This window comes from Desulfoluna sp. HI9BLuna (assembly GCF_056829775.1).
In genome coordinates this window covers 4,292,062-4,314,289 of sequence record NZ_CP186555.1, presented here as the reverse complement: position 1 = coordinate 4,314,289, position 22,228 = coordinate 4,292,062, and the positions used below count along the sequence as shown (strand labels likewise).

The window sequence follows — 22,228 nt, the reverse complement described above, 5'->3', positions numbered from 1 at the left end:
GCCCCATACGCCTGCGAAAAAACGCCATACCCAGCCAGGAGGTACCCATGGACGCCATCAAGCAGGAGCGCCGTTTCAACAGATCTGAAACACGCCAGGAATCCCTGACCAATCTTCTCAACTACACCAAAATTTACGGAGGGTTCGCCCACGCCATCATCCTGCGCAAGGGAGAAGTCGTTGCCCGCTCGGACCAGGCAGACCAGACACCGCGCATGAAGGACATCGCCCTGATCCTGGAAAAAACGGCCGGGTACCTCTCCAAGGCGGCCACCTATCCCGACATCCAGACCATCACGGCCCAGACCTCCAGGGGGGACAGCGTGGCCTGCTACTTTTTCAAGGCGGACAACGGGACCCCTTGCGCCATCGTGGTTCTCTCCAAAACCCGCATCCCCCCTTCCGCCGACAAAATCTTCGCCCGGGCCGCCAACGGCTACGAGCGCATCCTGCGGAGCACCACAAGCTGAAAAAAGCCCGTTTGCCGTGCTCCGGCCCGTTGTGCGGGGCCATGGCCGCCCCTCTGCCCCACCGCCTGTTCAGGCAACCTGCCCGTTTTCCCCTTTTTTTTCCAATATTCCCTCTTGAATCAAACCGCCCGAGTATGCTTTAAAGATGAGGCATTTACACGTCATGTTCGGTATCCCGATTCAAACCACCTCGCTCACACCGACCCACAGAGCCGAACCCACGGGACCAGGGAGACTTGTATGATAGAAGTAAACCAGGAACGCCGGATCAAACGCTCAAACAACCAGAGAGAAGCCCTCGACAACCTGCTGGACTACACGCGGCTCAAAGGAGGATTCAGCCACGCCCTTATCGTCGATGACGACGGAGAGCTGGTGGCGGCATCCACTCCCAGGGGCAACGCCGCATCCATCGGCCCCATGGCCTGGGTGCTCCAGCGGACCGCGGCCACCCTTTCAGGCCCCGTGGACTTTACCCAGGCCGAAACCGTGATCATCCAGGTCTCCGAAGGCAACAGCCTGGCCTGCCACTTCATCCGGGGCCGGATCACCGGGGCCATCCTTGCCACAGGCCAGGGAAAGCTCCCCCCCTCCACGGAAAAAATCCTTGCCGGTGCCGCCGAGAGCTACCTCCGCATCATGACAAAACGCTGAAGGGTCGCTGGCCATCGTCTGTCCGTGCGCCGCAAAACATCCGTGTTTAAAGTCCCCGTCCTGTGATATAGGACCGATCAAAACCGTTTTTTCTTGCGACACAACCACCAGCAACCCCAGAGACAGACGCAGCAACCATGGAACAGCCCCCCTTACTGACGCCCATCGGCACCGTGCACTCCTGCTTCACCGAAAAATTCGGCGTTCCCCGGCAACCGGGCATCGTCGCCGAAGCCGTGGGGCACATCGAGCTCATCCCCCCGTACAACCGCGCCGAGGCGGTGCGTGAGCTGGAGGGGTTCTCCCACATCTGGGTAATCTTCTTCTTTGACCGGTCCACCCGGGGAGAGTGGAAGCCCACGGTGCGGCCACCACGCCTGGGGGGCAACAAAAAAATCGGGGTCTTTGCCTCCCGATCCAATTTTCGCCCCAACCCCGTGGGTCTCTCCGTGGTGCGCCTCCTGTCCGTGAGCGAGGAGAAGGGAAAAATCCTTATCCACGTCAAGGGCCTCGATATCCTGGACGGCACCCCGGTTCTGGACATCAAGCCTTACATCCCCTATGTGGACGCCGTTAGCGATGCCACCGGAGGATTTGCCGCCCACAAGCCCGAACCGAAGCTTTCGGTGAGCTTTTCCCCGGAAGCAGAACAGGCCCTGGCAAGGCTCTCGGAAACCGCCTACCCCAACCTCAAGGGGATCATCACCGGGGTGGTGGAGCAAGACCCCAGACCGGCCTATTACGACGCCCGGAAAAAAGATGCCTCCTTCGGCTTTTGCCTCTGGGACCTGAACATTCGCTGGAGCGCCGAAGGCACCCACGCCACCATCACGGAGATCACCCGGTGAGAGATCCTTTCCCATGGGACGATGACCACGACCCGGATGAGTCCCCGAAGCGGCCCCAGAAAATCACCGACATTGACTACAGCGAAAAGCGCCCCGGAAAGGCCGACATCTTTCTGAACGGGAAAAAAGCCTTCAGCATGAACGCCTTTGACGCCGCCCTTTTGGAGCGCGGCTCTGTCATGGACCCCGCCGAGGTCAAAAAAAGGGCCTTTGAAGACGAAAAGCAGCGCTGCTGGGCCAGCACCCTGCGCCTGTTGGGGGTTCGCTCCCGGAGCCGGGCCGAGCTCATGCGCCGCCTCCGGGAGAAAAAATTTTCCCAAAAAGCCGCAGAGCTCTCCCTTGACCGGGCCGAAAAGGCAGGCTTTATCAATGACGAGGCCTTTGCGCGGGAGTGGATCGACTCCCGCCTGAGAAACCAGCCCAAGGGGCGCTACCTGCTCAAGCAGGAGCTCCGGCTCAAAGGAGTCGATGAAGCCCTCGTCGACCGCCTTCTTGAAGAGGGCCTGGACGAAACCGCCGCCGCCCTCACCCTGCTCCGCAAAAAAGCATGGAAGTGGAAAAAAGCCGAGCCCGCTGTGTTCAAGCAAAAGGCCTATACCTTTCTGGCCGGCAAGGGATTTACCTTCGACATCACACGGGAAGCCGTCGACCAATTCCTCCGGGAGAAGGAAGAGGGAGAGCTGGAATAAGCGCTATTCCTACCCTTACTGTTTCCTCTTTTTGCTTTCAGCCCCACTCGGAATCCATGCCTATTTTCCTTGCTCTTTCACCCCTTGATTGGTATGCATGATGATTTGATCCACACAACGTGATGCGGGGTGGCGCCTTTCGTGCGCCTCAAAAATAGTACGGTCGGTAAAGAGCCAGGTGCCCGACTGGTGCGGCAACACGGTTTGACCCCGCGCAGAGCATAAAAGCGATTTTTACGGGTCCGAATATTTTCCCGGACCCGATTTTCACGGTTCAAGGGGGCAACAATGGAATTTGAAAGTGTTCTGGAGGTTCAAGAGAGGCTGGAGTCCCAGCGGTATATCTCCTCTCGGGAGATTGCAACGGTGGTCTACCTGGCCGTGACCATGGAAAAACCCATCCTGGTGGAGGGTCCTGCTGGGGTCGGCAAAACCGAGCTGGCCAAAAGCATTGCCAAGGCCCTTGAACGGCCCCTGATCCGCATGCAGTGCTACGAGGGCCTGGACGAGTCCAAATCCCTGTACGAGTGGGAATACGCAAAACAGCTCCTCTACACCCAGATGCTCAAGGACAAGATCAACGACATCGTCTCGGATACCACCAGCCTGGCAGGGGCCGTGGATGAGATCGCCGCCCACGAAGACGCCTTCTTCTCGGAAAAATTCATCCAGACAAGGCCCTTACTCACCGCCATCAAGTCCGAAGAGCCCGTGGTGCTCTTGATCGACGAGATCGACAAGTCCGACCCCGAGTTCGAAGCCTTTCTTTTAGAGCTCCTCAGCGATTTCCAGATCTCCATCCCGGAGATCGGCACCATCACCGCCACCACCAAGCCCATCGTTTTTCTGACCTCCAACAACTACCGGGACATGAGCGACGCCCTCAAGCGACGCTGCATCCACCTCTTCATCGACTACCCCAACATCGGAACCGAGATGGACATCGTGCGCATCAAGCTCCCGGACATCGACGAGACGCTCCTGGAAAAAATCGTCACCATCGTCGCCAAGATCCGAGACATGGACTTGAAGAAAAAACCGTGCATCTCCGAGACCATCGACTGGGCCACCGCCCTTCTCACCCTCCAGATCGAAGACCTCTCCCCGGAGATCGTGGCCACCACCTTGAACCCGCTGCTCAAATACAAAGCGGACTACGAGCTGGTGAAACGAAACATCTCCGATCTGTTGCCCAATTAGAAACAGGTGATAGGTAATAGGTGGCAGACCGGCATTTTCCTTCGCTTCTGCGATGGGTATATCAATGACCGAATCACCGAGACAATAATAACGGGCGCAGCCCGTCAGCGCATGTGACGAACCTGAGGAACGAGGGGGAGGAGCATGTGCGAACCTGGGATGCAGGGGATGTATCCCCTGCCGCTGGAGGCATCCATGGTCAATCTGACATTACGATTTGTAAACTGTTGCCGGGCAGCGGATTTAAGGGTCTCCACCGCCGAGGTGCTGGATGTGGTCCGGCAGCTGGCCATTGTGGATCCCTTTGATGAGTTTCAGTTCTACACGGTGCTGCGGACCAACTTTGCCAAGAGCCACCGGGACCAGGACCGCTTTGACCGGCTCTACAACCTCTTTTTCCATGAGATGCAAAACGACCTCACCGGGGTGGAGGTCACGCCGGAGAGCCAGGGATTCGATGAGGTCGTCGCCCGCCTGGCCGAAGAGATGGAGGCCGACGGAGACGCCATGAGACAGGCCATCCTCGACTTCATGGCCGGAAAGCCCCTGGACTACCTGGACCTCATCAACAAGCTCCACACCCAGGAAGAGCAGGCCGCCACCGGCCTGAAGTCCAACATGACCCAGCTCTCCAGCCGCCTGGAGGTGATGCTCAAGATCAACCAGATGAAGGAGAAGGTGCTCCAGTTCCTCGGGGGCAACCACGCCGTGGTGGACGACTCGGTAAAGGCAAGCATCGAAGAGGAGTTCACCCGCCGCTTAGAGAGCGCCTACGACATCCTCACCAAGGAGCCCAAGACCAAGAACTCCGGCCTCAAGACCGTGGCCCACAACGAGGAGCACTACGACGAAATCGGCCAGGTCCCCTTCTCCTCCCTCTCAGACGACGAGATCGAAGAGGTGCGGGACGTGATCCGCCAACTGGTGAAAAAACTCGAAGAGATCGCCACGCTTCGCTACTCTGTGGCCAAGAAAGGGGAGATCGACGTCAAGAAGACCTTGCGCCGGGCGGGTAAATACCTGGGCATTCCCATCGAAATCATCCGAAAGGACAAGCCCCTTCGGAAAGGGAAAATCGTGGTGCTCTGCGACGTGTCGGGCTCGGTGTGGTCCACGGCCCGCTTCATGCTCAACATCCTGTATGCCCTGCAGGAGTGCTTCAGCAAGGTAAAGAGCTTTATCTTTGTCTCGGAGCTGGCCGAGGTCACCGACCACTTTATCGAAAAAGAGGTCAACGACGCTATCGAGGCCATCATGAAGGACGCCCCCATCAACTACTACGCCCAGACCGACTACGGCATGGCCTTCCAGACCTTCAAGAACGACCACCTCCAGGATCTGGACAAAAAAACCACCCTCATCATCATCGGCGACGCCCGCTCCAACTACCAAAACCCCCAGGACCACATCCTGAGGCAACTCCGGGACAAGTGCCGCCGCATCATCTGGCTCAACCCCGAACAGGAGAAACAGTGGACCGAAGGGGACTCCGAGATGTACACCTACAAAGCCCACTGCCACGAAGTCCGCGCCTGCGGCAATTTGAATCAGCTTGTCGATTTTATTCAGGAGTTGGTGCTTTAAAAAACAGGCAATAGAAGAGAGAGAAATAGGTTATAGGAGATAGGTTGTCGGTACGTGCGAATCCGGTCCAACATCCTGACGCCGACCGCCATGCGTCACACGGTAGGGTGCGGCTCCCGCACCGCCTGATACCACGAAGACCAACTGCGCGGCTACGCCCTCACCAGAACCACCGTGATGTTGTCCCGCCCCCCATGCCGGTTGGCAGCAGCCACTAACGCCTCGGCCTTCCACGCCATCTTTTTCTTTTTTCCCAGGATCCCCATAATCTCCTCTTCGGGCACCATGTCCGTCAAGCCGTCGCTGCACAAAAGGAGAAAATCGCCGTCTTCAAGGGATTCGGTATCCATGAAAAGATCGTCCTCAGTGATGGTTTCCCTTACCACCAGGGCCTTTGTGAGGACATGGCTCCGAGGGTGGGTGCGTAGCTCTTCCCTGGTAAGGGAGCCGTTTTTGTAGAGGGGCCAGATCTCGGAATGGTCTTCGGTGAGCTGGCGCAGGGTACCGTTTCGAAAAAGGTAGGCCCGGCTGTCGCCCATGGAGACGAGGCTCAGGAGCCCGTCCCGCACATGGGCGGCCACAAGGGTGGTGCCCATGCCCTTGTAGGCGTCATAGGCTTCAGCCAGGGCGTAAAGCCGTGCGTTGGTCTCGCAGGCCAGCTCCGCCAGGCGACGAACCGGCGGAATCTCTTCCTTGGGATCCCCATAAAAATCCCGGGCCAGCCACCCTGAAGCCAGGCTGCTGGCCACCTCTCCTGCCTGGCCGCCCCCCATGCCGTCACACAGAAGGTAGAGCCTGCCCCCCGCGTCAATTTTTTCCTCCGTGATCGCCCAGGTGGCATCTGCCTCGGGGATAAAAAACGAATCCTCGTTGTGGGTGTACTTTTTCCCGATATCGCTTTTGGCCGCATGGAGAGAAGCCTCTCCCTTCAAAAAAGAAAACATAACGCGTCCATCTCTCTGATCTGCCCACGGCCAAAAAAACCATAGGAAATCCGAACTATTCAGTCCCCGGCAGGGCCGCCCGAGGCAAACGGGTGCTGAACAGTAACAGCCCCTGTCTTCACCAACACCCCACGCCCTATCTCCTATCTCCTATTACCTATTACCTATTACCTACTTACTGTCTCACACCTTTTTCCCCCAGATATAGATTCCGTTCAGGGTTTTTTGGTCTGTGACGTACCTGCCTTTTCCCCAGCTGAAGTCGAGCTTGATCTTGAGGCTGATGCCGCACGGGGTGGTCTTGGTGCCTTTGAGTTCGGCCCTGAGCCACTTTCGCCCTTTGTAGCTGTCCGTGGTGGGCTTTTTGGCAACGGTGACCTCAAACCCATTGTTTTTGAGGACCTTTAACCAGTCGTTGTAGGATTTGTCGTGGTCAAACCCCATGGCCACGAGGCTCTCGTGAAGCATGTCGCCTTTGCTGAAGGGCAGGTAATCCACCACGCCGGAGTCTTTGTCGTACCAGAAGTCGATGCCGTCCACGGTGTAGTAGAGATAAGGCTTGCCCGTGTCGTCGTCGATGCTTTTGCACTGCACACCCGCGGCCCGTAAGTCCCTTACCGTGCTGACGCCCAGGGTGATGCCGTTCATGGGAAAGAGGCAATCGTCCGTGTTTTTCTCCAGGGTCAGGTGAAGCTTGGTGTCGCCTTTCCCATCCAGGGTAACGGATCGTGAGGCAACCCGATAGGTTTCGGCGCTGGCCACCACCGTGTAGCGCCCCGGTTCCAGGCGCATACCCGGCGTATAGGTCGCCTTGGTTCCCTTGATCCGAATATCGGCATGTTCAGGCGTGGTGGTCACGTAAAGGCGAGGCATGGCAACCAGGTCGATGGAGAGTGCCTCGGCTTTGCCGGCCGTAAGGGTCACCTTGCGCTCCACGGGCATGTGATTCTCAGCGGTCACCAGCACCTTGTAGACCCCGGCCTTCAGCCGGACCCCGGGGCTGTATTTCTCTTTGATCCCCTTCAGGATGACCCGGGCCTCTTCGGGCTGGGTCGTCACAGTGAGACTGGCGTAGGGCTCCAGGCGAAGACTCACACGCATCTCGCCGCCCCCTTCGGTGATCGCCACCGATGAGGACGCCGGGATATACCCGTCATGTGTCGCACGGATGTCGTAGGTGCCCGGCGTCAGCCGGATACCCGAGAAAAAGGCGGGGCGGATATTCGTGATCTTTACCTCTGCGCCCCGGGGCTCGGTCTCCACAAAGAGACGGCACCCATCCAGCAGGGCATCGGTGTCATAGGCCACAATCCCTTCGGCCCTCTCCGGGTACTTGCCGATGAGCTCGTTCCAGGCCGCGGCCTGAAGGCTTCGTCCTTCCTCGGTGGCAACCAGCCCCTTGTAGGTGGCGATGTCCTCTTCCAGGCGTTTTCTGGCCCAGGCCTCCTTTTCCTCAATGAGGGTGGCCATGGTTTCTGCCTTGGCCCTCTTCTCCTTGATCAGGCCCAGCATGGCCTTGGTGCTGTCCCCTTCAAGGGGTTGGCCCGAATCCATGCGGGCCTTCATGTCGCTCACCGCGGACGAAAGACTGGAAATCTCCTCCCGGCAGGCGGCAATTTTCACATCCTGCTGCTCAGGAAAGGAGAGGGTTGCCATGTCCACCGCCCCTTGGGAGTTTTTTTTCTCCGCAACGGGATCCGACGGATCACCACCACCGCCGCCCATGAGGGCAAATCCACCGACGGCAAGGGCAACCACAACGAGAACGGCTGCCACGAGACCGAGATTTTTCTTGCCTTTGGGTTCCTGAGACCCAGCAGCATCGGCGTCGCGTAAGGGCCCCGATGCAGGTGCAGGAGAGACCTCCTTGCCCTCAAGGGCTGCCAGCACCTCGTCAAAACTCCGAAACCGTTTCGAGTACTCCTTTTCCAGGCACCGAAGGACAAGGGCATTCATGGGCGCACTGGCCCCTTGCAGGGGCGGCACGGGTTCGTTGAGGATCTGATGCTCGATGGCGCCCTTGTGAAAGGGGGGATGGCCGGAGAGAAGCTCGTACAGAAGGGCACCGAAGCTGTAGATATCGGACTCGCGCCCCACGTCCCGTCCCCTCACCTGTTCCGGTGCCATGTAGAGAAGGGTCCCGGACGAGCTGGAGTTGGCGATGCGGCTCATGGAGCTCTTGACGGTTTCGGAGATGCCGAAATCCGTGACCTTGGGGGTGCCGTCCGTGGTAATGAGGATATTCTGGGGTTTGATGTCCTTGTGGATCACCCCCTTTTCGTGGGCGTAGGCAAGGCCCCGGGCGATGCCCTCGGCAACCTTTGCCACCTCGGCTTCCGAGAGCGTTTTGTCCGGGGCATCCATCTTCACCTCGGTGAGGCTCTTGCCGTCCACGAACTCCATGTCGATGTAGGTAACGGCCCCCCGGTCCTGGAACTCAAAAATACGCACAATGTTGGGGTGGTTGAGCTTCGCCATGGTCACGGCTTCCTTGCGGATGCTCTCCATGGCCTCAATGTCCGAGGCCACGGCCTCGGGCAGCACCTTCAGGGCCTTGTCGCACTCCATCTTCCGGTCATGGACCCGGTACACCGCCCCAAAGCCCCCCTGGCCGAGCTTTGCCCTGACTTCATAGCGATCATCGATGACGTGCCCTTCGGGCAGCTGCTCCAGGTTCACCACGCCGTAGGCAGGGGCCCCTTTCACCACCGTCTTGTACGGATCCACCGCTCCGGTTCCGCTTCCGTCTCCCCCTGCCGCCGTGGAGCCCACCGGCGTGCCACAATGGATGCAGAACTTTCCCCCAGCATCCAACTCCTTGCCACACGAAGCACAAAACGCCATCACCCCTCCAGTATCCCATATAAAGTTGACGCATCACGAGTACAAAAGAGCCTCCGGCGGCCCTGCCGGGGGCTAAACTTTTACAAAGTTTAACAAACAGGTTTTAAAAACAGTTTCAAACCAATCAAAATCAAAAGCGCATTCGCAACCTGCTATCGAGGTGGCTCACCTCGCCGCCGGAGGCAGGCTTTCGGTACCGACATGAACCATAGAAGGTAAACTGTTGAGCCCCAGATGGATGCCCTATCCACCCGCTGTGATCACCCAGTTCACCGGCCAGTTCCCCCGATTTTTTTTGAGCAGCACCCCGTTTATCCCCCGCTTTTCGTCGGTGTAATGGTAGCAGCCGTCGGCCACTTCGACCTTGTAATGATCGTAGGCCGGGTCCGGGGCAAGGGTCAGGAGTCCGTCGAGTTTTCGGATATAAAGGACCTGGTCCCCCTCATAAAGAATGGTGTACTGATTCCGAAGGGACTCAAAAGAGGCCGGATCGCCGTTCTTAAGGCACTCCTCCTCGTCCAGGATGGCCGTGAGGCGAAAGGCGAAAAGGCCCGGGCCTTTTTCCAGGGTAAAGGTAAAACTGCCCGCGATGTTGAACTCCCGGACGTCGTACAGGGGCACCTTGCCGATGCGATCGGGGCTGCGGTTGATGTAGGTGCCGTTGGAACTGGAAAGATCCTCCAGAGATCCTTTTGGGCCGTCGATGCGTCCATGGCGAGAGGAGACCCAGGCACAGGTGATGGGAATATCGTTGTCCGGCGCCCGTCCGATGGTGACCCCTTTTCCGGGCCGGAAACGGTAAGTGAGACCTGTCATCTTCTCCTTGATCACCAGCTCTCCGCTGTAGCCCAGATCCCGGGCCACGGCCCCTTTCATGGCAAACCACTCATCCATGGAGCCGCCGCAGGACGAACAGATTTTCGCCTCGGCTCCGAGCTGCTGTCCGCACCAGGGACAAAAAAACAAAGCGCCCCTCTCTTTTTTGTAAAGGTCGCCCCCGCACCAGCCGCAAAATGCCGATTCTTTTGCCGCGGGCTTGCCGCAGCCGCAGCAATACACCGGGTTCTCACAGACCGGCTCGGCAAAGCTCCCCACAATGGTCTTCATGGGTGCCTGGGCTCCGCAGGCCGTACAATACAGGTGAAGCGCCTCGACCTTTTCACCGCATGTCTCACAAAATTGACTCATGATATCCCTTATGAAAAATCCCCCGGCGGCCCTGCCGGGGACAACATTCCTGAAAAATTTGACAATCAGATTGGGGTGGTTTTATGAACATCTTCGCGGATGTTTACCCCCGGGAAACGAAGGGAAGCATCCGCAACCTGGGGCCCTGGCCGCCGGAGGCCTGTATTTTCCACCTGCTATTGAATCCCTTTCATCATCGTTCCCGCAGCCTTGACAATGGGCTCACGGCTTTTGCCGAAGGCATCCCACACGGCGCTTTCGGCTGTCACGCCAAACCCCTCCTGTGGGGAAAGCGTCTCTTTCCGAGTGAGGCTCTTGGCGGGAAGGGTGTAAAGCGAAAGGCCTGCACCGCACCTGGCCGCGTGCATGTTGGCGTAGCTGCCCACGGTGCCCCCGCCGCTGGGGTCCACCTCCACGGTCAGGAGGTAATCGGCGTTGAGGGCGTCCCCGTTAACGGAAGCGGGGGTCAGGCCCTGGTCCACGGGAACAACGGTGAGTTTGCGGTTCAGGAGCAGGGAGGTGACGGCATCGGTGAGGCCGCTCACGTTCAGCCCCTTATCCGCGTGTTTGCAACGCACCAGAAGGGCCACGGCCCGTTTCCGGGTGAGGTCCACCTTCAGGGGGCGCATGGGGGAGAGGTCGTAGGCTGAAAAATCGCCCAGGGCTGAAAAGTCGGGGGTCACCTTGAGAACCGCGGTTTTCAGGCTGGGGTCCACACTGCCCACGGCCAGTTCGGCCTGACCGTAAACCCCGGTGACGCCGGGGGCCACCTGCCCTTGTCCCTCGGCAAAGGAGACAGCCAGGGGAAGGTTGGTCACGGGCTGTCCGGAGCCCGTGGCCCCTAAATACCGCGCCATGATCCGGGGCTGTTTTTCCAGGCGGCCTTCGGGGTCATAGAGAAAGGTGTCGTTGAGGAGGCTCAGCTGGATGCGCCCGGTGATGCCTGCCACCCGGAAGGCCACGTGGTTGGACAGCTCGTCGCGCAGGCCGTCCCCGTCGATCTCGGCATAGACCGGCACCCGCCCGAAAAAGGCCTTCTGCATGGCTCCGGCTTCCAGGAACTGCTTGAGGGCCCGCACGTGCTCCCCGTTTTTCAGGGCCTTTTCCGCCTGCCTCACCGCCTCCACCACCATCTCTTTTTTCTGGTTCAGGTCCTCTTTAACCTGCACCTCGTAGGCTTCCTTGGGGATAAACACCAGCACGGTGACGGTGCCGGTTTTGGGGTAATCGATGAAAAAGTCGCTCTCCCGGACATTGGTGAGAACCTGGCTGGTGTAGGTCTCCAGGCGCTGGGTGATCTCCTGCTGCACCGCAGCCGAGGCCCCGGCCCCGCGTTTTTCGGTGATGAGCTGGAAATCAGACTCCACCTTCACGCGGATCTGCCGCGCCAGTTCCTCTCTGGCGCGGTTTTTCGCTTCAAGCTTTCCCTTGCCCAGGTCCGCCCCGATGTTAGCCGTGCCCTCACCGATATAAAGGGACGGGTCCTTTCTCTTTTCCGCGATGAACGCCCTGGCTTCAGCCCGCATGGCCTTGAGGCGGATGCGTTCCGCCGCGGCTTCGGCTGGGGGAACGTTATCCACCGCCCCCTTTTCCGGTGTCGGCTTTGCCCCAAGGCAACCCGCCAGAAGAAGCGCCATCATCACCATTGCCGTCATCCTGAATCCGGTCTTCATGCCGTCACCTCCTTGATCTCCAGGGTGGCCTCCACCCGGTACACGCTTTGTTCTGCGGGGAACACAAGGGAGGTCGGGGTGGCCACCCACACGGTCTCCCCTGATCGCCAGACCGTCACGCGGCCTTCTTTACACCCTGCGCCACTGTCTGAAAACGAAAGGGCCAGCTCGCTGCGCACCAGGCAGAGGAAAGAATCATCTCCCTGGAGCAGGGCGCCGGTGACACCGTCCCCGTTTGCCTGAACGCACGACACATCAAAATTGATCACCCGGGAGAGGGTCAGCAGGTCTCCCTCGCTCAGGGTGGCCCCGCCTTCAATGGCATCGCCGTTAAGGTAGGTGCCCCCGGCGCTGCCCAGATCCGAGGCCGTAAGCGTCCCCGTGTCCAGGGCCAGGGAAAGGTGCCGCCTGCTGACCCTGCGGTCGGAAAGTACCACGTCAGGGGCAGTCCCTTCATCACCGCGCCCCAGGGTCAACCGGTCACCGGCCACCACCGTCACCTTGGCACCTTGAGCTGTTTTTAAGGTAAAGTGCCGCCCGCGAGGTACCGCCAGCGCCCCTTTCATGGAGACGGCTTCGGGATACTCGGGGTAGACCGCCAGAAAATGCTCCAAAAGAGAACGCCCTCTGTCCAGGTTCCCTTGCCGGAAAGCCTCCCGAACCTCGGTAAAACGGCCCTCGGCAGCTGCCGCCCGCTCCTGTTCAGCGGCCTCGTCCATGGCCAGGAGCCGGTCAAAGGAGTTTTTCAGGTCCGCATGGTAGGGAAGCAGGCCGGCGATGTCGCGCTTTTCATCGGGCAGAAGGTACCTGCCGTTCTCCAGGGGCGCGGCAGAGGCCAGGCGCTGGGCCAGCTTTTTGGCCTCCACCCAGGCGAGCTGCGCTTTTTTGGGATCCCCGCCCGTAAAGTCCACCAGCCTCTCCCTGAAGGCCTTGACGTCCGTGTCTTTGGAGAACACGGACAGGTACTCGTCGGCAAGGTCCAGGGCAGCCACGTAATGGCCGTTTCGGATCAGCTCTTCCCGTTTTTCGATCTCGTCGATGAGGTATGCGTGGTAGGCCGCCTTTTTCTTTTTTGCCCCGCGGGCATACAGCCCCCAGCCCAGAAGGTAGATCAGGAACGCCACCCCCAGGCCCCCCAGGAAGGTAAGCTGCCGTGCGGCCCGCGCCTTTTCCTCTGCCAGACCGGCAAGGGCCGCGTCCCTTTGAGACGTCAGGGCATTCAAGGTGTCCGGCGCCATAAAGGAAACCGACACATCAAAAAGCTTGCTTTGGAGCTTTTCATCGTTGACCGTCACCACCACCCGCCGGTCGTTGCCGCCTCCTGTCAGCACCTGGACCGAGCAGAGGGCCGAATACCGGATTTTCATGGCCGCGTCTTTCTGGCTCCGCACGTGGGCGATCATCTCCCGGCCGGTGCCCATGGCCCCCCAGAGTTTAAAGCGTTCGTCCCAGCGCTTGATCATGGCCTCTTTTACGCCGTCATCCACGCAGAGCTGCCACCCGGTATGGCCCCCCAGGGCCATGCGCACATCCATGAGAAGATGGGGCAATCCCCGGGCATCCCCAGTCACGGCCTTGGGCGGAATGAGAAAATCCCGGCACTCCCGGCCCTCGGCCATGGCCCGGACCCTCTCCGGGAGAAGCTCCTCCATGGATTTGCGGTAGGAGGTGTGGTCCGGAATCGGGGCCACCTCTTTGTTCGTCAGAAAATGGTACCGCACCGGCTGCACCGACACGGCTGCCATGGCGGCAAGAAACAAAAGAGCAACTGCCCATCGAACGGTTTTCATGCCCTACTCCACATCATCGTAAAATGAAGGATCACACCCCAAGCCCGGAAATTTCATTAAAAAACGACTACGACAAACCAATAAAATATCATTACAGACAGTTACCAAGAAATACTTGGGCATTTCACAAATACAATCTATAATTCACCGTTTACCGCTCGATTTTCTAACCCTTCGGGCAAGCATGATTTCTTCTAAATTTGAAACGCTCCCCAGACAATTTTTTTTGCTTAAGAAGCATAAATAAAGCGAATTTTCATTACCGCGTCAACACCGGAGATTAGCGTATCTCACCGTCTTTGATCGTCAGAACGTCGGCCCGGGCCCCTGAAACCTCAGGCAGGACCACCACCCGATCCAGCTTGCCGTTGGCGTAAACGCTCACGCGGGCCCCGCCCAGCGGGGCTTCACCGGAATAGTTATGTACAAAAAGACGATAGGAAGCGCCTTTGTCGATGCGGTCCAGGGTGAGGGTCTCGGGACCGAGGCCGTCCATGTCGTCCCGGTCGAGGCGGGCAAGGTCCGGGACGGAGCGCATGTGCCTGTAGGAGATATGAAGGCTGGTGTCTTTGAGAAGATGAAGGTCTAAGTCTTTGGGTCTTTCATCCCACTGGAGCACAAAACGGACACTCGAAAGAGGGATCTTTCTGGAAACCAGAAACCGCCGGTGGCGAATGGTCCCGGCCTCCACAGGAAGAGAGGCCTGAAAAGGGATGTAGCCGTCCTTGGAGAGGGCAACGCCGATGGACCCTTCGTCCATGGCCTCCACCACCTCTTCCGGCATGACGATGTAGCCCTTGGGCCCGGTGCGGAGGGTTCGTGCCTTATCGGGAAAAGAGAGCACCACCTCGGCCCCTGAAAGGGGACGGCAGCTCACGGCGTCTTTAAAGGAGAGGACCACGGCCCCTTCAATTTCGGAGAAGCCCTCCACCTCATGGCGTTCGCGGTCATCCCAGCAGGAGCATTCAGCGGCAAAAGAAATCGCCGCAGTCATCCATAATGAACACAGAAATGCCATCCAGCCCATTGTCCGACTCATTGTCCCCCCTTCATTTTTAGAGTATCAGTGTGCGCGCATCACGTATCCTGAGAATCAAAACCAACCCACCCATTTCCCTTACACCACAATGGGTCCCATTTACAGTGATTCCTGTCACATCACGCCCGGGTCACCCCCTCCCGGGGAACACCGGGCTTTTTTTTCTCGGGCCGCCCCTTGGGCCGCGGCTGGTTTCCCACCTTTTTCAACCAGTTTGACCCGGCTGTTCAGCCTGTGTTCATTCGCCTGTCCCCAGGGCCTATATTGGTATTGAGGAACCCATAAAATAGGTGTATATTGCCTTCCCATGTATACGTATCAAAAACAGAATCTCTATTATGCACAGGTACTTCCCGGTATTGAAGAGGAGCTGACGCGCGAGCTCTCGTGGCTTGGCGCCGAGGTGATCAAAACCGAATTCGGAATTCTGACCTTCACGACCGACAAGGCAGGGCTCTATCGCATCAACCTCCGGTCACGTCTCGCCACCCGCATCCTGGCCCCCCTGATCTCGTTCCGGTGCCCGGACGCCGATAAACTCTACCGGGCGACACGGACCATGGAGTGGCGCGATTTCCTCCGCCCCACCGGGTCTTTTGCCATTGTGGCCAACGTTTCGGAAACCGAGGCGTTCAATAACTCCCATTTTGCGGCACTCAAGCTCAAAGACGCCATCTGCGACTATTTCCGCGCACGCACCGGGGTTCGCCCGGATGTGGACAAAAAAGCACCGGATGTCATCTTTCACCTTCATATCCGCAAGGGCCGTGCCAGCATCAGCGTGGACACCTCCGGCGGCTCCCTGCACCGGCGCGGATACCGCACCCAGGGTGTGGAAGCGCCCATGCAGGAGACCCTGGCGGCCGCCATCCTCTCCATGACCGAATGGGACCTGGAGACCCCGCTGGTGGACCCCATGTGCGGTTCCGGCACCATCCTGTCCGAAGCCCACATGTTCGCCTGCGGCATCCCGGCAGGCTACCTGCGGAAGCACTTCGGCCTCTCCCGCCTTCCCAACTTCAACAAGAAGCTGTGGGAAGCCGAGCGTCAGAAGGCAACCCGGCGCATCCAGCCCCCGGAAGAGGGCCTGATCATGGGCAGCGATATCTGCAAAAACACGGTGGCCTCGGCCCGGGAGAACATGTCCAACCTTCCCGGCGGCGACCAGGTGCCCATCATCGCCAAGGATTTCCGGAAGCTTGAAATCCAGGAAGAGAGCCTCATCGTCTGCAACCCGCCCTACGGCATCCGGCTCGGCAGGGAAGAGGACATGAAACAGTTTTACAAAGAGTTCGGTGATTTTCTGAAAAACGAATGCAAGGGGTCCACCGCCTTCATCTACTTCGGAAACCGGGAGCTCATCGGGAGCCTGGGCCTCAAAGCCGAGTGGAAGCGTCCGCTCATGAACGGCGGCCTGGACGGAAGGCTCTGCAAATACAACCTGTATTGATGGATCGGAAGGTATGGCCAAGAAAAAACTGATGCGTTACGAGGAGATCCACAATTTTCCCAACGTCATCTACACGGAAATCGTGGACGCGGAAAACCGCATTGTCAATCGAAGCTGGGACGATCACGCCTTTGCAAAGGCGCAGGAGACCGTGGTGGAGATCGGCTGCGGAAGGGGCGAGTACTGCATCGACCTGGCCCGGCGCAACCCCCACAAAAACTATGTGGGGGTCGATCTGAAGGCGGACCGCCTTTACATCGGAGCCCTGAAAGCCCAAGAGGAAGGACTCACCAACGTCATGTTCGTGAGGATCCGGGTGGAGTACCTCATCCCCTTTCTGGGGGACCAGAAGCTCTCCGAAGCCTGGATCACCTTTCCCGATCCGTACAACCGCACCGTCAACGGTCGAAAACGCCTGACGGCCGGATCGTTTCTGGACGTATACAGACACATCGTGGAGCCCGGAGCCCTGCTCCACCTGAAAACCGACGACCCCACCCTCTATGAGTTCTCCCTGGAGAGCCTCAAAGAAAACGGGGCCGACATCCTCTTTCACACCAACGACCTTTACAGCGTAAGCGAGGACTTAGGCGACGCCACCGCCGTCCAGACCACCTACGAAAAGCGCTACATCAAGGAAGGTCGCCTCATCAAGTACATCCGGTTCTGCCTGAATTAAACAAATGCCTCCGGCGGGCAGGGGATGATCCCCTGCACCCCAGGTGGCATCCCATAACAGGCGCTCCTGCGGAGCGCCTGTTATGGGATGCAAAACGTGTAAAATCTTTCACCGTTACCGATTATTCTCAGAATCTCGCGTTGCATTGTTACGGCGTAGCCCGTCAGCAAATGTGAAGTACCTGAGGAACGAAGGTACGGAGCATTTGCAAACCTGGGATGCAGGGGCTGTAGCCCCTGCCCGCCGGAGGCACGCTTTTTGGTTTCCCTACGCAGGCATATCGAGAAGCACGCCGGTGAGGGCAGAAATGCTGGAGGTGGGGAGAAAGCGGATCTCTTTGTTGTGCTTGGAGCAGAGTTTCTTCACGCTTCGGCAGGCGTTGTGGCTGTTGCAGGTCACAGGGCAGACCACCATGTCGCATCGGCTCACCTGCTTTTCAAGGCACTTTCTCCCACCGCTCATGGTGCCGTCGTGGTACTCGAACCCCAGGCCCTTGGCTTCGGCCACCCGCCTGTAGTGGGGCTCCATGCGGGAAAGGCCTCCCACCATCAAAATCCTTCGACTGCAGGTCTCCATCTCCGGGCAGGTGCTGCACCCCCGGCCTTCACAGGGCAACGTCGCAGGCCGTCCGATGGCAAGGCTCATCACCTCATCGGCCAGGGCCTTGTTTTCGCTTTCAATCTCCAAAACCCGGGTCTTGAGTTTGCGCTTTTCCCGCTCAAGCTTACGGGCTTCACGGGCCAGGGCGTCCCGCTCCCGTTCCCGCTCTTTCCGTTTGTCCCTCTCCTGCTTCAGCGCATCGGGATCCACAGAAACGGCTTTGGGTTCCGACCGGATCTCAGGGACCACCACTGGCGCTTCGGCCTGTTTTGAAAGGGCCTGGCGAAGCTCCCGCACTTCATCGACCATCGCCTGCAGTTCGCGGCCCAGACGTCGCCGTTCGCGCCTCTCGGTATCCAGGCTCTCCGTGAGTTCCTTGACCTTTCCCGCGCTTTTCACCTCTTTTTTTCGCGCCTCCAGAAGATCCGTTGCGGTGGTGTGCCCCATCATATGGGCCTCCCCCACCACGGACACCAGCACATCCACGGCAAGGTTCTTTCGCATGGAAACGCAATACAACGCCTCGGCGGCCTCCCCGTTGGCGATGGCGGCTTTGAGAAGGGGCAGGAGCTCTTTTTCGGGAAGGGCCTTTACCTTGTCCAGGGCGTCGGCGAACTTGCGCTTTAATACAGCGTCCACGCGCCGGGCCACGGCCGTACCCGAGCCCACCTCCTCCATGATATCCCGGTGCACCTCCCAGGGTGCCAGGGCCTTGATCCGGCGACCGCATTTTTTCAGAATGCGCCGCCCCTCCTCGTCGCTGATTCCCAGCCCAACCACCGGGCATTTCAAGGACGTCGGTATATCCCAAAAGGATTGAAAAAGCACAGAGTCCTCGGTCTCCTTTGCCGCAGGTTCCATTCCAATTCCTTCCAGCAGGCCCTCAAACATTTTTTACCTCCTAAGAGTTTTAGGCAAACCAAACATTATATACAAAAAAAAGGGAGCAGTCCCCTACTCCCGACCCCGGTCCGTTGCTGCCCTCGACCTGAAGGCAGCAACGACTCTCACGGCATCGTTTATGCTAAAACATTTTTACGACGACCTTTTCGGCATCTTCCTTCCGCAGGTCCAGATGATATCCCATCACCTTGGCCCGGATCACCTCACCGGAATCGTCAACGGCTTCCACTTCAATGATGTTCCCCACGTCCGCCCCGGACTCCTTGAGCTGCCGGGCCACGTTGCCTTTGCCGGCAATTTTGACGATAAGGCCCCGCTCTCCGCTGCCAAGGGAAGAAAGGCTCTGGGTCACCCCGGAGTCAGGATCCAGCCCGCCCAGGTCCCTGAGCCCGCCGATGCACTGCTCCAGACAGCCCTTGCACTCGTCAAGGGGAGACTCTTTCTCACAGCGGGCGGCAAACTGGCCGAGCCACTCGGTACCGGCCCGGGGACACAGGTCAATGAACTCCATCAGGGAGATAATGCGGTCTAGGACAGAGCGAGAGACGGTGTGTTCCATCTTACACGCAGTTTCTTCGGCTTCAATGGGCTCGATAAAGAGAACCCGGATGAAAAAATCTTTCAGGGCCTCATGGCGCCGAACCACGTCCCGTGCGTGTTTCTGACCTTTGGGTGTCAGGGTGATCAGGTCGTAGGGGGCGTAGTTGATATACCCTTTTTCAGCCAAAGCCCTCAGGGCGCCGGTGACCGACGAGCTGTTCACCCCGGTCTTTTTGGCAATATCTTTGGCACGGGCGGCCTGCTTTTCCGAGACAACGTGATAGATCGCCTCAAGGTAGTCTTCCAGGCTTGCACTGAGTTCTTCAATCTGCGACATCAGAGATTTAACCCCATCTGTATGGTTGATGCGTTTGTAAACAGTATTTTTTACAATAGGCATTTTTTTTCGTCTACCCGAATATAAATCAGGAGTCCCCAGGGCTGTCAAGGGGATTTTCCAGAATTTCCACCACGTGCAGCACCCGGATCCCGGATCCGGCCCCCCTGAGAAGGGCTTCGATCTGGGCCATGCACCCCGGGCAGGAGGTGACCACCACGTCGGCTCCGGTGGCCTCGATGCGGGCAAGGCACCCCTCTCCGATGGAAAGGGAAAGGTCGCGGTTCTTCATGCCGAAGCTTCCCCCCAGCCCGCAACACCCCTGCTCCATCTCCACCAGGGTATGGCCCGCCTTTTTCAAGAGCGACCGTGTATTTTCCGTATTTTTAAGGCTATGGCGCCCATGGCAGGGGTCGTGAACAGTGACGGTAAGCCCGCCTGCCTCTTTTTCAAACCCGGGGCCTTCCCCAAGCTGTGCCAGCAGGTCACTGCCGTCGCACACCGCCTCTGCGATGCGGTCCACCAGGGCAGCTTCGGCATCGGAGAGCTGCTCCTTTACTTTGGGCCAGAGATGCTTGATGGCGTGGGTACAGGTGGCGCACGGAGTCACCACATGGGTGAAATCCAGAGCAGAAAAAAGGTCGAGGTGCCGCTTCACGGCCTGGAGAAAGGCCTCTTCATCCCCTTCGGTGAGAAAGGGGATCCCGCAGCATCCCTGCTCTTTGGGCACGTGAACCCGGGCCCCGGCATCGGTGAGCAGCCCCGCAAGACCCTCACCCACAAAGGGGTAAACCTTGTCCACCAGGCACCCGGCAAAGAGAACCACCTCCGCTTTCGGGGCGCCGGCCTCTTTGGCTGCCGGAGCACCGCTCTCGTTCGGGGTGTAGGTCTCGGTGAAAAAGGGGCGCGTGATCTTCGGTACCGGATAGCGACCGGCAAGGGCCACCCGTGCATCCTCCGGCGAGGTGATCATGCGCCGCTGCACGGCCGCAAACCGTGCGGCAAGGGTGGCGGTGCGCTTCGGGTCGGCAAAGGCCTGACGAAGCAGGGCGCGCCTGGTACCGGACAGCCGTGCGGCCTCGGCCAGGGCCTTTCTTGCCAGGAGAAAGGCATCCACCGTGGCCACCCCCCGGGGACAGGTGGCTTTGCAGCCGCCGCAGAGGGTGCACCGGTTCAAACGGGCCAGGGTTTCGGCCGGGGCATCGGTGAGGTTTTCGTGAAGGGCCGTGATAAGGGCCAGCTTTCCCCGTGCCGAATCCCCTTCAAGGCCGGTGCGTTTGTAGACAGGACAGACCGCCTGGCACAGGCCGCACCGGTTGCACAGGGACGCCATCTTCTCAGCGGCATCGGCAAGGGAGACCAGATCAATGCTCATGGGGCTTATTTTCCTGCAGGGTCCCGATGATGCGGGGAATGTATTTATCGGCCAGGGAGGCGTCAAAGGTACAGGCCGCAGCCCCGAAGTGGCCGCCTCCGTTGAACTTCGACAGAAGGTGCCCGGCATGGACGTTGCATCCGACGTTGAAGATGCTGTGCCCCACGCTGAGCACCACCCGGGTCCTGGCCCGGTCCACGTAGCGTATCTTCACGCTGACAACGGCGTCGGGAAACATGGCATAGACCAGAAAGCGGTTCCCCTCCGGTGCCTCTTCATAGCCCCTGAAATCGGTGATGGAGACCCCCTCTTTCACATGGGTGCAGGAGTTCAGATGCTCCCGGTACTCCTTGTTCTGGGCCACCACCGCTTCACAGCGGCGCTTGACCTCAGGGTCGGCCATCACCTCATGGATGGGCCGTGACCGCAGCAGGCCCACCAGGCGATCCCAGTAGGGGGCATCCTTCTGCTTGCGACCGAAGATGGTCATGGAGAGCAGCACGTACGGGTTGGACTCCGGGGTTTCCACCTCGTCCCGGGTCAGGTCTGCCGAGTCGATGCGGTCCGTCTCGCGGATGAGCTCGGAAAGGTCCGCGGACAGGCCACGACGGTAGTAGTCCCAGACCAGGCCCGCAGCCGAGGGCACCACATCAAAGGAGCCTTCAAAGGGAGCTGTCACGCGGTTGGTGGCATGGTGATCAAACCAGAGGCTGCACCGGGGGTCAAAGGGCAGGTTGGCGATGACATCGCCGTGACGGACCTCAACCTTGCCCTGCTGCATGTCGTTGGGTTCGACCCAGAGGGTCGGTTCGGTCAGGGCCAGGGCTTCTTCCAGCACGACGGCGCAAACCACCCCGTCAAAATCGGGTCGTGTAACGATTCGCATGGTGTTGTTTCCTGTTATGTTGTGGTGGCAGATCGTATCAGGTTTTCAGAAATTGCGGCCGCAAGGGTCCGGGGGCATCGTGTATTGCCGGGCAAATGGCCCGGGTGCTGGGCTGCACGTATCAGTCCGTAGGCGGCCGGTCGGGCACCCTTCGTTCCTCACGCACCCAGACGATAAGGTAAAGGGCAATCCCCAGTACGACACCCACAATATCGCATAAAAAATCCACTCGGTCCATGGACCGCCGCGGGACAAAAAGCTGGTGCACCTCGTCGGCCATGCCGATAAGCACAGCCACCAGAAAGGCAAAGCACACGGCAGCCACCCGGCTCTGCGCCATGGGCAGGCAACGAACGCCCCTTAACACAAGGTACCCGGCCGCTGTGTACACAAGGAGGTGGGCAACCTTGTCGTTGAAGGGGCCCCTGGGCATGGGCAGGTGAACCAGGGAAGGAAGAAATATCAGCGCACAGAGAAGAAGCACGGCAAACCAGTTGCGTACCCCTTTTGACTCCGAAATCCTCATCGCTATCTC

General features: G+C 59.0%; 19 protein-coding genes. 8 read left to right on the top strand and 11 right to left on the bottom strand.

What is annotated here, in order from left to right; all coding sequences use genetic code 11:
* Positions 1-47 precede the first annotated feature (47 nt).
* The 6 genes from ACOYW0_RS17510 (at position 48) to ACOYW0_RS17485 (ending at position 5,445) form a co-directional block, all read left to right on the top strand.
* Positions 48-470, top strand: coding sequence for a hypothetical protein (locus tag ACOYW0_RS17510; protein WP_482415096.1), 423 nt, complete (start codon positions 48-50; stop codon positions 468-470).
* A gap of 240 nt (positions 471-710) precedes the next feature.
* Positions 711-1,124 (top strand): hypothetical protein, encoded by a 414-nt coding sequence (locus ACOYW0_RS17505; RefSeq protein ID WP_482415095.1) that lies wholly within the window; start codon positions 711-713, stop codon positions 1,122-1,124.
* Between the two features lie 137 nt (positions 1,125-1,261).
* Positions 1,262-1,972 (top strand): tRNA (N6-threonylcarbamoyladenosine(37)-N6)-methyltransferase TrmO, encoded by a 711-nt coding sequence (tsaA, locus tag ACOYW0_RS17500; RefSeq protein ID WP_482415094.1) that lies wholly within the window; start codon positions 1,262-1,264, stop codon positions 1,970-1,972.
* Entirely contained in the window at positions 1,969-2,661 is a 693-nt protein-coding gene (locus tag ACOYW0_RS17495) for a regulatory protein RecX (protein WP_482415093.1), read from the top strand. The genes tsaA and ACOYW0_RS17495 overlap by 4 nt, the downstream gene beginning before the upstream one ends.
* A 288-nt stretch (positions 2,662-2,949) precedes the next feature.
* Complete coding sequence (locus tag ACOYW0_RS17490; protein ID WP_482415092.1) at positions 2,950-3,861, top strand: AAA family ATPase; 912 nt, start codon at positions 2,950-2,952, stop codon at positions 3,859-3,861.
* 195 nt (positions 3,862-4,056) lie between these two features.
* Positions 4,057-5,445, top strand: a complete 1,389-nt coding sequence (locus ACOYW0_RS17485) for a vWA domain-containing protein (RefSeq protein ID WP_482415091.1) — start codon at positions 4,057-4,059, stop codon at positions 5,443-5,445.
* A gap of 152 nt (positions 5,446-5,597) precedes the next feature.
* On the opposite strand, the gene ACOYW0_RS17480 is transcribed toward ACOYW0_RS17485, so the two are convergent.
* The 6 genes from ACOYW0_RS17480 to ACOYW0_RS17455 all read right to left on the bottom strand — a co-directional run bounded on the left by ACOYW0_RS17480 (position 5,598) and on the right by ACOYW0_RS17455 (position 14,878).
* A complete protein-coding gene (locus ACOYW0_RS17480) occupies positions 5,598-6,389 on the bottom strand; it encodes a protein phosphatase 2C domain-containing protein (protein ID WP_482415090.1) in 792 nt (263 codons plus the stop codon).
* A gap of 183 nt (positions 6,390-6,572) precedes the next feature.
* A complete protein-coding gene (locus tag ACOYW0_RS17475) occupies positions 6,573-9,233 on the bottom strand; it encodes a protein kinase domain-containing protein (RefSeq protein WP_482415089.1) in 2,661 nt (886 codons plus the stop codon).
* Positions 9,234-9,476: 243 nt separating this feature from the next.
* Positions 9,477-10,421: an FHA domain-containing protein gene (locus tag ACOYW0_RS17470; RefSeq protein ID WP_482415088.1), complete on the bottom strand. Its 945-nt coding sequence runs from the start codon at positions 10,419-10,421 to the stop codon at positions 9,477-9,479.
* A 176-nt stretch (positions 10,422-10,597) separates the two neighbouring features.
* A complete protein-coding gene (locus ACOYW0_RS17465; RefSeq protein WP_482415087.1) occupies positions 10,598-12,094 on the bottom strand; it encodes a hypothetical protein in 1,497 nt (498 codons plus the stop codon).
* Complete coding sequence (locus ACOYW0_RS17460) at positions 12,091-13,884, bottom strand: FHA domain-containing protein (protein WP_482415086.1); 1,794 nt, start codon at positions 13,882-13,884, stop codon at positions 12,091-12,093. Before ACOYW0_RS17460 ends, ACOYW0_RS17465 begins: the two co-directional genes overlap by 4 nt.
* 280 nt (positions 13,885-14,164) lie before the next feature.
* Positions 14,165-14,878 carry a YfaP family protein gene (locus ACOYW0_RS17455; RefSeq protein ID WP_482415085.1) on the bottom strand — a complete coding sequence of 238 codons (714 nt, stop codon included), beginning with the start codon at positions 14,876-14,878 and terminating at the stop codon, positions 14,165-14,167.
* A gap of 352 nt (positions 14,879-15,230) precedes the next feature.
* Here ACOYW0_RS17455 and ACOYW0_RS17450 point away from each other — a divergent pair, with 352 nt between their 5' ends.
* Together ACOYW0_RS17450 and trmB are read left to right on the top strand one after the other, a co-directional pair.
* Complete coding sequence (locus tag ACOYW0_RS17450; protein ID WP_482415084.1) at positions 15,231-16,373, top strand: THUMP domain-containing class I SAM-dependent RNA methyltransferase; 1,143 nt, start codon at positions 15,231-15,233, stop codon at positions 16,371-16,373.
* A gap of 13 nt (positions 16,374-16,386) precedes the next feature.
* A complete protein-coding gene (gene trmB, locus ACOYW0_RS17445; RefSeq protein WP_482415083.1) occupies positions 16,387-17,052 on the top strand; it encodes a tRNA (guanosine(46)-N7)-methyltransferase TrmB in 666 nt (221 codons plus the stop codon).
* 267 nt (positions 17,053-17,319) lie between these two features.
* Here the strand turns inward: trmB and ACOYW0_RS17440 are convergent, their stop codons facing one another.
* The 5 genes from ACOYW0_RS17440 to ACOYW0_RS17420 form a co-directional block, all read right to left on the bottom strand.
* A complete protein-coding gene (locus ACOYW0_RS17440) occupies positions 17,320-18,543 on the bottom strand; it encodes a DUF2325 domain-containing protein (RefSeq protein WP_482415082.1) in 1,224 nt (407 codons plus the stop codon).
* Between the two features lie 133 nt (positions 18,544-18,676).
* Positions 18,677-19,432 (bottom strand): metal-dependent transcriptional regulator, encoded by a 756-nt coding sequence (locus ACOYW0_RS17435; RefSeq protein WP_482415081.1) that lies wholly within the window; start codon positions 19,430-19,432, stop codon positions 18,677-18,679.
* An 88-nt stretch (positions 19,433-19,520) separates the two neighbouring features.
* Complete coding sequence (locus tag ACOYW0_RS17430; RefSeq protein WP_482415080.1) at positions 19,521-20,807, bottom strand: (Fe-S)-binding protein; 1,287 nt, start codon at positions 20,805-20,807, stop codon at positions 19,521-19,523.
* The gene (locus tag ACOYW0_RS17425) at positions 20,797-21,693 is read right to left on the bottom strand and encodes an exopolyphosphatase (protein ID WP_482415079.1); all 897 of its coding nucleotides are present in this window, start codon (positions 21,691-21,693) and stop codon (positions 20,797-20,799) included. The genes ACOYW0_RS17430 and ACOYW0_RS17425 overlap by 11 nt, the downstream gene beginning before the upstream one ends.
* A gap of 121 nt (positions 21,694-21,814) precedes the next feature.
* The gene (locus ACOYW0_RS17420; protein ID WP_482415078.1) at positions 21,815-22,219 is read right to left on the bottom strand and encodes a VanZ family protein; all 405 of its coding nucleotides are present in this window, start codon (positions 22,217-22,219) and stop codon (positions 21,815-21,817) included.
* Between the last annotated feature and the right edge of the window lie 9 nt (positions 22,220-22,228).